This window comes from Pseudomonas sp. DrBHI1 (genome assembly GCF_002205115.1).
Taxonomy (GTDB): domain Bacteria; phylum Pseudomonadota; class Gammaproteobacteria; order Pseudomonadales; family Pseudomonadaceae; genus Aquipseudomonas; species Aquipseudomonas mosselii.
Genome location: NZ_NIBE01000093.1, coordinates 70,292 through 82,676 on the forward strand (window position 1 = coordinate 70,292; position 12,385 = coordinate 82,676).

The 12,385-nt window shown below is 61.6% G+C and carries 12 protein-coding genes and 2 pseudogenes; 11 read left to right on the forward strand and 3 right to left on the reverse strand.

The genetic code is table 11. The features are described from left to right. The first annotated feature begins 668 nt into the window (after positions 1–668). On the forward strand, positions 669–1,235 hold the full coding sequence (locus CC207_RS19280) for a hypothetical protein (RefSeq protein WP_178080979.1): 567 nt from the start codon (positions 669–671) through the stop codon (positions 1,233–1,235). A 173-nt stretch (positions 1,236–1,408) separates the two neighbouring features. Here CC207_RS19280 and CC207_RS19285 read toward each other — a convergent pair. Both CC207_RS19285 and CC207_RS19290 read right to left on the reverse strand, forming a co-directional pair. After that, positions 1,409–1,676: pseudogene (locus tag CC207_RS19285) on the reverse strand (DUF3077 domain-containing protein). 135 nt (positions 1,677–1,811) lie between these two features. Beyond that, the gene (locus CC207_RS19290; protein WP_088852590.1) at positions 1,812–2,057 is read right to left on the reverse strand and encodes a hypothetical protein; all 246 of its coding nucleotides are present in this window, start codon (positions 2,055–2,057) and stop codon (positions 1,812–1,814) included. Positions 2,058–2,493: 436 nt separating this feature from the next. Between CC207_RS19290 and CC207_RS19295 the strand changes: the two genes are divergently transcribed. After that, positions 2,494–2,901, forward strand: a complete 408-nt coding sequence (locus CC207_RS19295) for a hypothetical protein (protein ID WP_088852591.1) — start codon at positions 2,494–2,496, stop codon at positions 2,899–2,901. A 34-nt stretch (positions 2,902–2,935) separates the two neighbouring features. On the opposite strand, the gene CC207_RS19300 is transcribed toward CC207_RS19295, so the two are convergent. Further along, entirely contained in the window at positions 2,936–3,547 is a 612-nt protein-coding gene (locus CC207_RS19300) for a hypothetical protein (protein ID WP_088852592.1), read from the reverse strand. A gap of 116 nt (positions 3,548–3,663) precedes the next feature. Between CC207_RS19300 and CC207_RS19305 the strand changes: the two are divergent. The 9 genes and pseudogenes from CC207_RS19305 (at position 3,664) to CC207_RS19345 (ending at position 12,299) form a co-directional block, all read left to right on the forward strand. After that, a pseudogene (locus CC207_RS19305) lies at positions 3,664–4,475 on the forward strand (aminoglycoside phosphotransferase family protein). Between the two features lie 325 nt (positions 4,476–4,800). Continuing rightward, entirely contained in the window at positions 4,801–5,385 is a 585-nt protein-coding gene (locus CC207_RS19310; RefSeq protein WP_069016209.1) for a hypothetical protein, read from the forward strand. A 329-nt stretch (positions 5,386–5,714) separates the two neighbouring features. Next, positions 5,715–6,230, forward strand: coding sequence for a sigma-70 family RNA polymerase sigma factor (locus CC207_RS19315; RefSeq protein ID WP_088852593.1), 516 nt, complete (start codon positions 5,715–5,717; stop codon positions 6,228–6,230). Further along, the gene (locus tag CC207_RS19320) at positions 6,227–7,147 is read left to right on the forward strand and encodes a FecR domain-containing protein (protein WP_088852594.1); all 921 of its coding nucleotides are present in this window, start codon (positions 6,227–6,229) and stop codon (positions 7,145–7,147) included. The genes CC207_RS19315 and CC207_RS19320 overlap by 4 nt, the downstream gene beginning before the upstream one ends. Before the next feature lie 163 nt (positions 7,148–7,310). Beyond that, positions 7,311–9,722: a TonB-dependent receptor gene (locus CC207_RS19325; RefSeq protein WP_088852595.1), complete on the forward strand. Its 2,412-nt coding sequence runs from the start codon at positions 7,311–7,313 to the stop codon at positions 9,720–9,722. Between the two features lie 237 nt (positions 9,723–9,959). Continuing rightward, the gene (locus tag CC207_RS19330) at positions 9,960–10,235 is read left to right on the forward strand and encodes a hypothetical protein (RefSeq protein ID WP_256582127.1); all 276 of its coding nucleotides are present in this window, start codon (positions 9,960–9,962) and stop codon (positions 10,233–10,235) included. An 11-nt stretch (positions 10,236–10,246) separates the two neighbouring features. Next, complete coding sequence (locus CC207_RS19335; RefSeq protein ID WP_028692702.1) at positions 10,247–10,879, forward strand: hypothetical protein; 633 nt, start codon at positions 10,247–10,249, stop codon at positions 10,877–10,879. Between the two features lie 87 nt (positions 10,880–10,966). Next, positions 10,967–11,581, forward strand: coding sequence for a YjfI family protein (locus CC207_RS19340; protein ID WP_051555763.1), 615 nt, complete (start codon positions 10,967–10,969; stop codon positions 11,579–11,581). Between the two features lie 16 nt (positions 11,582–11,597). Beyond that, positions 11,598–12,299 (forward strand): PspA/IM30 family protein, encoded by a 702-nt coding sequence (locus CC207_RS19345; RefSeq protein WP_028692700.1) that lies wholly within the window; start codon positions 11,598–11,600, stop codon positions 12,297–12,299. The last annotated feature ends 86 nt before the right edge of the window (positions 12,300–12,385 follow it).

Genomic DNA, 12,385 nt, shown 5'->3' on the forward strand with positions numbered 1-12,385 from the left:
TCTGAGCAGTCCGATATCAGAAGATCTGGCAACCGCTCTTCTCCCGTTACGCTGGGGCGTGATTAATACTGCAGGCTTTTCAGCCCAGGTGAGGGCGTGCACAGAATTGACGGAATCTCAGCGGCCGAGGGACGACGATTGGCGTTCTCGGGATTTCGTACAGCGCCAAGCGATATCTATGGCGGGACGATAGTCTGAGTAAAACGATCAACCGTTATAGCATATATTTCTATTGTGAAAGCCAAATGGTCGAGTGTTTCAGCGAATGCTGAAAAGTAATGGGTGTCAGCCTGTTGTAGAAAGTGCTATTCCAGTACTCGCTTTAGTGTGAGTGGTGTTCAGATTTGTGTTGGAAGATAAATAGCTTTTGGCCGCTGTTCACTAATCGCCAATAATTCTAATTGCTCCGTAGCATATTTTTTTGTGATGGCTAAGCTCGTGGTCGCGCAACGGATGTTAGGGGCGTACGCGCGTCTATCATGCTGCATCTACTAAGGACTATCCCATGGAAAGCTTCGCTATCGCAGCCTCACAAATAAACTGGAACGGTGGCCAATGGATTACTTTGACTCCGGGTGATACAGCTACCTGCACGACGTTGCGGCCTGGCTAGATTTACGGGATTTTCATCTATAACTCTGCAGGTAGTGATAATAACGCCACTGTCAATGTGGTATGGAGCAATAGCCAACCCCTGCGCGCATACTGTTCCAGGTACCACTGCCAATGCCGGCTTGGCTTCGCTGGGCTTTGTTTCGGGTACCGATACCCAGACCATCTCGGTTTCGCTGCCCAGCAACAGTGGCATCGCACAGGTCGAGCTGTGGCTGGGCAGTACCAGCATGCCGACCAATACAAGCGGGCTGAACAATAACCAGTTGCAGGCTAATGGTGAGCAGTATCCGTTCAATAAATATAACCGCTATTATGCAGTGCCTCCGTCAAATTGGATGAATCTGACCATTGTTAGCAAAATTACTCAGTTTGTCTCGTGCCAGTTTCGGGAGGCGGCTGCTACTGTGTTTGTTGTTAATGAAGCCTCCAATGGTCTGCTGTATGGCCAAGTTGCCAATATTGGGCCTACGGCTTCGGAACCAGGCGCTGTCACCATTGTTGCGACTCAGATTCAAAGTGTCAGCAATAACTTGCAAGGCGACGGTACGCAGTGGGTTTGGATGGGCGCAGATAGTCAACAGGACTCTACGAGTGCCAGTATTTCTCTGCAGTCACTTTAAAAGGGCGGCAAGCTGAAATAAAAGAGCCACGCAGTGCGTGGCTCTTTTGTTTTGAGGTGGTAACTTTCCTGGCGTGCCATCAACGCTTCATTGCATCCATTCGCTGTTGCCAATTCGCTGCTTTGGTCCAGAGGGCTTACCTATTGCAAGGTAAGCCCAAGTCTTCTCTCGCTTCAGTGGCTCATGCCCAGTTCCGCATCATCCATCAGCGCCTTGGCCAATGCGCTCAGGTAATACGCCGCCCAAAGCATCTGCGGCTTCTCCTCCATGATCCCGCTGATGGTCAGGTCACGAACGCAACCCATCAGTTCGGAGGCCTAATCCCGCGCATGCTGGCAAGGGATCCCAGGTTCGATGCAAAACAGCGGGTCGGTCTGGCCTTCGCCCTGGTAGAACTTGGTCTTGCCCACGGTGGTGTGTGGTGGTATCTGTGGTCATCATTGAATCTCCCTGAAGTGTTCCGCTGCCTGGTCTGTCGCTATCGCGGGGCAAGCCCGCTCCCACGTCGGGGCGCAATGGCGTGGGAGCGGGCTTGCCCCGCGATGACGTCAACTCAGGCGCCACATACCTTGTGATCTAGTGCAACGGACGCGGCTGCGCGTTCGGCATCTGTACCTGGATCAATGCCGATTCCAGTAGCACGCGCAGTGCCTCCATCTCATGCATGGAAGCCAGCATCAGAATCGCGGCGGGTGACTTGGGCTGCAGCAACACGGCCTGATGCGCCACGCTTTGCGCGCACAGGGCGTACTCGGTGGCCTGGATGAGGGTGTCTTCGAGGGAGTGGTGGTCGTGGGGTGGGTCGGGGACGATCTTGAGCATGTACTTATTCCTTTCGAAGGGCTGCCACCTGCCTGCTGTCAAACATTAGGGTGGCAGCTGTACGTGGGTTGACAGACCGGCGGAATAAGCAAAGTTCCGGCGCACGCAAGCGTGCCCGCACGTACAGCCGCCATCGAGGGCTAGCCGTATGCTTAATACCATTGCGGCCTGTCAAAGCCGGTCGCTGAACACCAGCGACTCGCCCGAGACTAGAGTCCGGTCAGAGCAGTCGCAACGGAAAAAAGGCGGCAGCAGTATGTTTGGGAAATGGACTACAAGGAAGGGGCTTAATCTGATTCTCGCTGCATTTCTGAGCGTTCTATAAGTAGTGACTGGCATAGGGCTTGGGCAATGGGTGTACATCGCATGCAAGGTGGTGTTCCATGCCGAGCACCCGTGTCCCTGCTGATACACCTCAACCTCAAAGGCCAGCGAAATGCCTGATTTTGTCGACCTGATTTGCCAGTGGTATGGCGCAGACGAACTTGAGTCTGTCGACGCGATAGCGCGTTTGATTCCGGCGCTGGAGTTCGTTGCCATGACCGCAACACAGCAGGAGCAAGCGCTGCCGGGTTGCCTAGCCTGCGAGGTGTGGAACGCCAGGATGCGTCATGTACAGGACGCGCTCCAGGTCGTCGGTAATGCCTTGCCTGATTCGATTACGGCGCCATTGAGCCGCGTATGGGCGCTCTATGCGTCGATGGGCGACGGCGACCTGCCTTGCCATGATCGGTCGATCTTTCAGCGTGGCCACTGGCAACCGATGCGCGAGGCCGCCACACAGGTTTTGAGTGCCATGGGGCCTGAGGCGGTCAAGACGTTACTGGCAGACCTTTCCCGTTGAGGCTGTTACAGGGCAGGTTACATCGTACAAAACGTCATTCAGCAGCTTCGCCATGGTGAAGTGGCTTCCTGCGCAGCGCATTGAATACCGCCTCGGTGTACCAGATTTGCGGCCCGATCAGAATGGCGTCCAGTGGCTCGGCATGTAGCTCGATCTGTGTGGTGATACCTTCGATGGCCAGCAGTTGCCGGGCATCTTCAAGTTGCCGGCGGATACCCTTTAACCACAGCCGGCCTGCCCCCTTCAGAAGGAACAGAGTATCGGGATAGGAGTAGGCGAGCTTCTGTCGCAGATTGATCACCGCCGTTCTGTTTTCACGAGAGAACGAAGGCGCCAGTACATAGGTTTTGCCCGCTGCGGCATGGAGGTCGTCCTTGTCCTGCAGGTATTCCTCGATAGTGAAGCAGTTGGCGACTGTTTCGAGCGCGCCGCTGTTTACATCGACCAGATGGGCGTTGACGCCGACGTAGCAGTACTCGGTCTTGCCATGCACTACGCAGTCCTCGCTGTTGCAACGAACTACCCAGTAGTCACCCTTCGCAGTGAGTTCACAGGACTGAATGACGAACCGTTCCGGGCGGCCGTCTCGGATGACGTCTTTAAGAAAGTCGAGGACGATGGCGCTGGCTTGGTGTGCGGATAGCATCTACTGGTACTCGAGTAAGCGTCGCGTCAGGATAGTCATTTCCGAATGAACGGCATCGATGGATGTTCACCGGCTCATAGAGCCCCGTTCACAAGTGAATCGCGAGTAATGAAACCATGTTTGACCACTACCTGAAACGATGGGCGCTTACCCTCGACGGGGACGCGCTCGTTTCGTTGAACGGCCATCTTCTCCCGGTTCGCCAGGGCGATACACCCGCCATGCTGAAAATCGCGCATTCACCCGAAGAGCAGGCCGGCAACCAGCTCATGGCCTGTGGGGCGGTGATGGTGCGGCCTCGGTACTGGCTCATGATGGCGAGGCATTGTTGATGAAGCGGGCGCAAGGCTCGGCATCCCTGGCGCAGATGGTTGCCGATGGCCGGGATGATGAAGCCACGCGCATCCTCTGCGCGGTGGTAGCCCGCCTACACGCCCCACGCGCTGAGCCAATGCCTGCGCTGGTTCCGCTGGCGCAATGGTTCGAAGCGTTGTGGAGTGCGGCGGCAACTCACGGTGGGGTGCTGGAATACAGTGCCAGGGCGGCGAGGGCGCTTTTGGCCGAACCGCAGGATGTGGTAGTGCTGCACGGCGATATCCATCACGGCAACGTGCTGGATTTCGGGCCGGCTGGATGGCTCGCCATCGATCCCAAGGGGCTGTACGGCGAGCGCGGCTTCGATTACGCCAACATCCTCTGCAACCCCGACGATGCAAGCGCGTTGGCACCGGGGGCCTTTGCGCGTCGGATCGCGATTATCTCGACGGCTGCCGGTATTGATCGGCGCAGGATTTTGCAATGGGTGTTGGCATGGGCAGGGTTGTCGGCGACCTGGATGATCGAGGACGGTGTCGAGCCGTACCGTAGGCTTGAGATGGTGAAGCTGGCAGCTTCGGCGCTCGACTGCGACGTTCAGGTTTCTGACTGAACCGGGGGCCTCACAGATTCGACAGGGTTGACACTACCCCAGAGGTTCGTTGCAATGGCCCGGCATGTCACGGACGATGCAAGGGACTTGTCATGGCCAGGACGCTATCGCTCGCCCAGAGCAATCTGCTCTGTTTCTCCGCTGGCTGGTCAAAGACCGGCTGCGCTTTCCTGTCCGGACTTTCCAGCATTGCACCCATAGAAGCGTGTGGCGCAAGCCTGCTGGTGCCTCAGCCAGTCATCGTGCCTATCCCAGGGAGCGGCCATCAGCGGGTCGCATGGACTTGCCGCCGCCACCCGGCGCGGCCCCATACAAGGAGATTCTGATGCGACTGCAATTCCCATTGACCCTCAGTACCAGCGACTGGGAGTACGAGACTGCCAGCAGTGGCGGATTGACGGTGATGTTCGCAGCGGCCAGTGGTGGCATGCTGACCTTGAAAGATCCCACCGGTGCCCTGCATCAGTATCGCTACGGCTCGGCCGGCGTCGGCGCTGGTGCCGGTGCCCGCCTGCCACGGTACGGCAAGGTCAACTTGCAGGTGCGGGGCAAGAGCGTCGGGGCGGCAGGCGCGACTGAAGGCTTCTATGCCAGGGGCAAAGTGCTGGTAGCTGACTCGATCGCAGCGCGCGGCCTGAACCGCGAGGACTTCAAGGGTGCTTGCGTGTTCATCGAAGGGGGGCTGGGGCTGATAGGCGGCGCCAGCTTCTCGGGCATGCTGTTCGGTCTGGACACCAAGCTGCTGGCCATGACTGCGGCCACGGTGATTCCGGTGGGCCAACTGCTCCTTCCGCAAGACACCACCGAGCGCCTGCTGCGCTCGGCCAAGGGTGTGATCCTCACAGGCGGCGTGAACGCGGGGTTGCAGGCTGGGGTAGGTGGGACATTTACCTTGGGCGGGCTGTTCTGAGCGGCGATCCTGCGTGAGCCGATTGAAAGCAACTGGCTTATGGGAATGGCGTCATATGCCGGGATGGCGATAACGCTCGGCCACGGGCGCTGATCCAGCAGCAGATTGCGTTGCAGATCACCGAGTTTCTGGCGCAGTCATTTCACAACTGACGACGATCCATCATGGGCGGATCAATTGTTGCGCAGCTGATGCAGGCAATCGATCCGTTCATGAAAGGCTATCCAGCAATGTGAGCGTACCTGCCACCATTCCCAATTCCGCCCTCACTCAGTACACTTGCGACAAATTCTTATTTGCACCTGGTAATCTTTTTGGGGGAGGGCGTGATGTCCACCGTTGTTCCCGCCGGCACTGTCCACTGCGGCCTGGAAACGCTCTACCGCGAGCACAGCACCTGGCTGCACGGCTGGCTGCGCCAACGCCTGAACAGCTCCGCCGATGCCGCCGACCTGGCCCAGGACACCTTCATCCGCGTGCTGCTGGCGCGCACCGCCGGCACCCTCAACCAGCCACGTCATTACCTGGCCACCATCGCCCGTGGCCTGGTCATCGACCTCTATCGCCGCCGGAGCCTGGAAACCGCCTATCTCGAAGCGCTGGCGCTGCAGCCGGAGAGCTACGCACCTTCCGCCGAGACCCACGCCGCCATCCTCGATACCCTGATGGCCATCGACCGGATGCTCGACGGCCTCGGCCCGCGCACGCGGGCGATCTTCCTTGCCGTGCAACTGGACGGATTGAGCTACGAAAAGGCCGCCGAACGCCTCGGTGTTTCGGTGAGCACCGTGCGCAAGCACCTGGCGCGCGGGCTGATGCACTGCCTGCTGGTCGAGGGTGCATGAAGGCCATTCTTGCCGAGGCCGTGGACTGGTACGTGCGCTTGCACGACAGCAACGTCGACGCCGCCACCCACGCCTCCTGGCAAGCCTGGCGCGCCGCCGACCCTCGCCATGCCGCCGCCTGGGCGCGGCTGGAGGCGCTGCAAGGCCGCCTGGGCAACGCCCCCAGCGGCGCCGCGCAGACCCTGGAAATCGCCCGACGGGATCGGCGCCATGCCGTGAAGGCCCTGGCGCTGTTGCTGGGGGCCGGTGTGGTGGGTTGGCGGGGTTACCGGAGCTCGCCGTGGAGCACCGATTACTCGACCCGGACCGGCGAGCGGCGCCAAGTGACCCTGGCCGATGGCACGCGCCTGGACCTCAATACCAACAGCCGCGTCGATATCCGCTTCGACGCTGGCCAGCGGCTGATCCACCTGCGCCAGGGCGAGATCCTGGTGGAAACCGCCAAGGACCCGCGTCCGCTCAGCGTACGCACCGCTGAAGGCGTGATCCTTGCCCTCGGCACCCGATTCAGCGTGCGCCAGGACGCCGGGATGAGCCATGTGGCGGTGGCCGCCCATGCCGTGGAGGTGCGGCCAGGGCAAACGTCGCGAGTGGTGCGTATCGATGCCGGGTATGGGCTGAGCTTCGCCGCTGACAGCCTCGGGCCGCTGCGTCCCCTGGCTACCGGCGCCCAAGCCTGGGCACAGGGCATGCTGGTCAGCGTCGATTGGTGTTTGGGCGATGTGGTGCGTGAGCTGGCGCGCTATCGGCCTGGTTATCTGGGGTGTGCGCAGGAGGTTGCCGGGTTGCGGCTGTCGGGGGCGTTCAATCTTGATGATACCGATGTCGCATTGGCCAGTCTGGAAGACGCGTTGCCGGTTCGAGCGCGGCGCGTGACGCGCTATTGGGTGCGCCTGGAGCCACTTGGGATGGGGTAGGTAGAACACACCCTTCTGAAATTTTTTCGTGGGTGATTGCTCATCCTTTCTCAACATTCGAGAATTTTTCGCATTTGGGGTAGCAGATTGTTCGCGCTGCTTCGGCTCTTCAGGGCGCGCGCTTCAAGCGTGCCCAAGCCAACCAGCACAGGAACCCCTTTTCATGTCCGCACGCCGTACCTCGCTAGCCTGCAGCATTCGCCAGGCGACCCTTGCGCTTGGCCTTTGCGGTGCCGCATTGGCCACCTCGACCGCCTGGGCGGCCGCGCAGCGCTACGATATCCCGGCCGGCAGCCTGGCCGCTGCGATCAGCCAGTTCGCCGCCGCCAGCGGCGTGACCATCAGCTTCAGCAACGACGAAACAACCGGGCTGCACTCATCGGGGCTGCAGGGCAGCTTCGAACTGGAACAGGGGTTCACCACGCTGCTGCAGGGCTCCGGATTGCGGGTACAGCAGGTGGGCGAAAAGCGCTATGTGCTGAGCAAGGTACAGAACGACGGCGCCGTCGAGCTGGGCGCCACCAGTATCGATGCGTTGGGCCTGGGCAGCACCACCGAAGGTACCGGCAGCTACACCACGGGCTCCGCTAACACCGCGACCGGCCTGCGCCTGTCGGCGCGGGAGACGCCGCAGTCCGTCAGCGTGGTAACCCGCCAGCAGATCGAGGACCAGAACCTCACGGATGTGACCCAGGTGCTCGAGCAGACGCCGGGCGTGGTCGTCGACAGCATGGGGCCAGCCGGTAGCGACGCCAACCATATCTACGTGCGGGGCTTCCAGGTCGGCAGCATCCAGGTTGACGGCGTCAACCGCCCCGATACCTTCGGCTTTCGCGACGACCTGGCCGACATGGTGTCCTACGACCGCGTGGAGGTGGTGCGCGGGGCCACCGGGCTGATGTCGGGCACCGGCGATCCCGGCGCCACCGTCAACCTGGTTCGCAAGAAGCCGACCGTCGAGATCCAGCGCAAGCTGACCCTCAAGGCTGGCTCGTGGGACAGCTACCGTACCGAGCTGGACCTGTCCGGCAAGCTGTCTGAAAGCGGCCATGTGCGTGGCCGTTTCGTGGCCTCGACCACCGACAGCCAGAGCAACGTCGATCGCCAGTCGCTGGAGCGGCAGGTGGCCTACGGCGTGGTGGAATGGGACGTCACCGACAGCACGATGCTGACCGTGGGCGCGGAATACCAGGAGATGGACAACGATGGCGCGGGCAACCACGGTTTCCCGATGTACAACGCCGATGGCAGCCATTTCAACCCGTCGCGTTCGTTCAACTCGGCCTCGGACTGGAGCTACCACAAGCGCCGTACGAAAACCCTGTTCACCACCCTGGAGCATCAGTTGGACAGCGGCTGGCAACTGAAGCTGAACGCCGAGCACAGCCGTCGCCGCTACGACGACACCTTCGCCACCGCCGCCAGCGGCACCGTCAATCCCGATGGCAGCGGCATCAGCACCTGGACCGGCCGTTGGGCGGGCGAGCCGCGGCAGACGTCGTTCGACCTCTCGGCCACCGGCCCGTTCGAGCTGCTGTCCCGTGAGCACCAGGCGTACCTTGGTGCCAGCCATTACCGGGCCTACTACCGTAACCCCGGCTACCAGCTGTGGACGATCCAGCCGATCGACAACATCCATACCTGGGACGGTTCGCTGGCGATCCCGGATGCCATCCACACCAAGTATTCGCAAGACGCGCTGGACGAAACCCAGGACGGCCTGGTGGCGTCGGTGCGCTGGAGCCTGAACGATGACCTGTCGCTGATTACCGGTGCGCGGGTGATCGACTGGAAGCGCAATGAAACCGGGACGACCCTGTCGACCGGCGCGACCACACGCACCTTGCGCAGCGAGACCGGAGTGGTCACGCCCTACGTGGGGCTGGTCTACGACTTCGCCGAGAACTGGTCGGCCTACGCCAGCTACACCGCCATCTTCAAGCCGCAGAGCAGGCAGGATGCCAGTGGTGGCTATATCGAACCGTTGGAGGGGGTGAACTACGAACTGGGTATCAAGAGCGAGTTCTGGGACAAGCGCCTGACCACTGCCTTCAGTGTCTTCGAAGTGCAGCAGGACAACCTGGCCGTGCCCGACGGCGACAAGCTGGCGCCGAACGGCGACCAGGCCTACCGCGCCGAGTCCGGCACCAAGACCCGTGGTTTCGAGATGGAGGCGGCCGGGCAGATCCTGCCCGACTGGCAAGTCTCTGCCAGCTACACCTATGCCCAGGCCGAGGACGCCGATGGCAAGCGCCTGCTCACCGAAGTACCCCGCGACACCTTCAAGCTGTTCACCAGCTATCAACTGCAGTCCCTGCCGCAGCTGAAAGTCGGCGGCGGCGTGCGCTGGCAGGGCATGGAGTACAAGAAGAAAGCGGGGCCCCATGGCGAGACGTTCACCCAGGACGCCTACAGCGTGGTCGACCTGATGGCGCAGTACGCGATCACGCCGCAGACCAGCGTTTCGCTGAACCTCAACAACGTGCTGGACGAGAAGTACTACTCGGCGATCGGCGCACGTGGCTGGTATGGCACACCGCGCAGTGCCACGGCGACGTTGGTCTACGCGTTCTAGCGTTGTGGCGTCCGATGGTTCCCATGCGTGGGAACCATCTCCTTCCTGAAAGTACCTGTTACACCCTCAACCGACACGCCTTTCCCTGGCAAGCCATAGTGCTTACCCAGGCGTTTTCCGCATCCCGGAGCAACAGCAGCGCCGCCGGTCGGCTGAATCAACTGCAAGAGTGGATTCTGTCGAGGTTTTGTACGATGATTTTCGTAATGACAGGGAAGGATCATGCCAAAAGGTTTCATGGCAGTCAGGAGCGCGGTAGTCGCCGCACTCGAATCCGGCAATTATCTGCATGTTTCAAGGGGCGATATCGAGGTCAAGAACCTGCTGGCCATTGGCGAGGTCGGCGCAGGTGAAGTCATCGACATCATCCATTCCTGCGACGGTAGCCACTACAGCAGCAGTCCGCATCATGCCGTGCCGGCCATCGAGGTCCACGTGCTCAAGCGCCTTGGCTGGTACATCAAGTTCTATTTCATCGAACCCCAGACGTGGTTCATCAGCGTTCACCAGTGAGTATTCCGACCATGAAGATCCTGTTCGAAGGCGATACCGGCCAGGCCCTGTGCGAGCACTGCCAGGCGCTCGTCGGCATGCATTACATCCGGCGTGATGTGCCCTTCAGCGATGGCCAGGGCATTGCGCGGGACATCCTGGTGGGCGTGTGCGATGGCTGCGACACGGTGGTGGCCATCCCGCCGCAGTCCACCCCGGCGATCCGCGAGGCGCGCAAGCAGCAGCTCAAGTCCATCGAGGCGCGGCTGCCGGCGGTCTATCTCGATGTGCTGGATGCGGCGATGCAGGCCGTGTGCAGCGAGGCGGGCGCGCACCTGCGCAAGCTGTTCCTGGCCCATTACTTCCAGTGGCTGGTGCAGGCGCGCCAGGGCATGGGATTGCAGCCTGGCCACGAGGCCTTCGTGACGGCCCTGGAGGCGCAGCGGCGTCAGCGTGGGTTGCAGGCATCGGGGGCCACCCGGCGCTTGTCGATGAAGGTCAATCCGCACATGGCCGAGGATTTTCTGGCGTTGCTGCAGCAGACCCGGATGAGCCAGACCGAGCTGCTCAAGGCGGTGATTGCGCGGATCCGGATGGATGTGCTCGAAGTGCGCGATCCCCAGGTGATCGAGGTGTTGCAGCGGTTGGTGCGAGTGGCGGGGTAGCGGTCGCATCGTGGCTCACATGTGAGACTTGCGAACGTCACAATCCAGGCGTAACGTACCTCACATGTGAGACAAGGACACCCCTCGATGGCAGGCAAGAAAAGCTCCACCGACTACATGCGCGACATGCGTGCCCGGCTCAAGGCCGCCGGCCTGGTCAAGCGTGAGTTGTGGATCCTGCCAGAGCATGCCGCCGCCTTGCGCGGTATCGAGAAGGCTTTACGTCAGCCCCTCGCGGGCAAACAGGTCAGAACGGAGGATTTCATGACCGAGCACAACCATTGGACGATCGAATCGCTGCACGGCGCCCTCCAGGGCCTGGAGGATGTGCGTGGCGGGGCGATCGGCCTGTCCCTGCAACAGGGCGCCGAACCCAGCCTGAAGCTGGTGATGCACGAGCTGGACGGCCTGCCGCTGTACATCGCCGTGGCCGGCGAGCAGATCCTGGTCGACACGCTGCTGGTCGAAGCCAGCCAGGTGAAGGACGCGGCCGCCTTCAACGATGCGGTGCTGCGCACCCGCGACGTGTTCCCGCTGTCGTCCATCGGCCTGCACAGGCTGCCCTCGGGCGAGTCGGTGTACACCATGTTCGGCGCCCTGAGCGCGGCCTCGTCGCTGGACAACATCGTCCAGGAGATCCACACCCTGGCCGACAACGTCATCACCGCCGCCGAAGACTTCGAAGACTACTTCACCCACTGATTCCGGAGATTGCCCCATGAGCCTGTTGAAAAAGATCGTCACCGCCCTGCGTGGCGGCGCTTCGGAAGTCGGTGAGGCGATCGTCGACTCCCAGGCCCTGCGCATCCTCGATCAGGAGATCCGCGACGCGGACAACAACCTGATCGATGCGCGCAACCAGCTGGTCAAGATCATGGCCAAGCACAAGACCGCGCAGCAGCGCATCACCGAGTTCGACAAGACCATCGGTGACTGGGAGCAGAAGGCCATCGCCGCCCTGGACAAGGGCGAGGAAGGGCTTGCCCACGAGTGCGCGGCGCGCATCGCCGACTTGACCAACCAGCGCGATTCCGAGCAGGCGCTGGCCGACCAGTTCGGTGCGTCGGTGGCGACCCTGACCGCCACCGTGAGCAAGACCGAGGCGCAGATCAAGGGCCTCAAGCAGCAGGTGGACCTGGTCAAGGCCCGCGAGAGCGTGCAGCGCGCCCAGGTGAGCGCGGCGTCGGCCACCGGCGGCGCCAATGGCAGCCTGGAGACGGCGGTCGGCTCGCTGGACCGCATCAAGAAGCGCCAGAGCGAACGCGCGGCCGAGCTGGAAGCGGCGGCGGAGCTGGCCGGCAAGGCCGATGGCAGCGACCTGGAGGCACGCCTGAAGGCGGCCGGGATCGGCGCCAGCAACAGCGGCGCCGATGATGTGCTGGCGCGCTTGAAGGCCAAGGCGGCGAAGCCGGCGGAGTGATCCGCTGATCGGGCCGGCCTCATCGCGGGGCAAGCCCGCTCCCACGGGTAAAATCTGGAGCGGCTTTGTGGGAGCGGGCTTGCCCC

What these genes read in the sequence shown, in the direction of transcription:
- CC207_RS19335 (WP_028692702.1), top strand. Translation starts at nt 10,247, where the DNA reads ATGAAGATCCTGTTCGAAGGCGATACCGGCCAGGCCCTGTGCGAGCAC.
- CC207_RS19310 (WP_069016209.1), top strand. Translation starts at nt 4,801, where the DNA reads ATGCGACTGCAATTCCCATTGACCCTCAGTACCAGCGACTGGGAGTAC.
- CC207_RS19280 (WP_178080979.1), top strand. Translation starts at nt 669, where the DNA reads ATGTGGTATGGAGCAATAGCCAACCCCTGCGCGCATACTGTTCCAGGT.
- CC207_RS19330 (WP_256582127.1), top strand. Translation starts at nt 9,960, where the DNA reads ATGGCAGTCAGGAGCGCGGTAGTCGCCGCACTCGAATCCGGCAATTAT.
- CC207_RS19325 (WP_088852595.1), top strand. Translation starts at nt 7,311, where the DNA reads ATGTCCGCACGCCGTACCTCGCTAGCCTGCAGCATTCGCCAGGCGACC.
- CC207_RS19315 (WP_088852593.1), top strand. Translation starts at nt 5,715, where the DNA reads ATGTCCACCGTTGTTCCCGCCGGCACTGTCCACTGCGGCCTGGAAACG.
- CC207_RS19340 (WP_051555763.1), top strand. Translation starts at nt 10,967, where the DNA reads ATGGCAGGCAAGAAAAGCTCCACCGACTACATGCGCGACATGCGTGCC.
- CC207_RS19295 (WP_088852591.1), top strand. Translation starts at nt 2,494, where the DNA reads ATGCCTGATTTTGTCGACCTGATTTGCCAGTGGTATGGCGCAGACGAA.
- CC207_RS19345 (WP_028692700.1), top strand. Translation starts at nt 11,598, where the DNA reads ATGAGCCTGTTGAAAAAGATCGTCACCGCCCTGCGTGGCGGCGCTTCG.
- CC207_RS19300 (WP_088852592.1), bottom strand. Translation starts at nt 3,547, where the DNA reads ATGCTATCCGCACACCAAGCCAGCGCCATCGTCCTCGACTTTCTTAAA.
- CC207_RS19290 (WP_088852590.1), bottom strand. Translation starts at nt 2,057, where the DNA reads ATGCTCAAGATCGTCCCCGACCCACCCCACGACCACCACTCCCTCGAA.
- CC207_RS19320 (WP_088852594.1), top strand. Translation starts at nt 6,227, where the DNA reads ATGAAGGCCATTCTTGCCGAGGCCGTGGACTGGTACGTGCGCTTGCAC.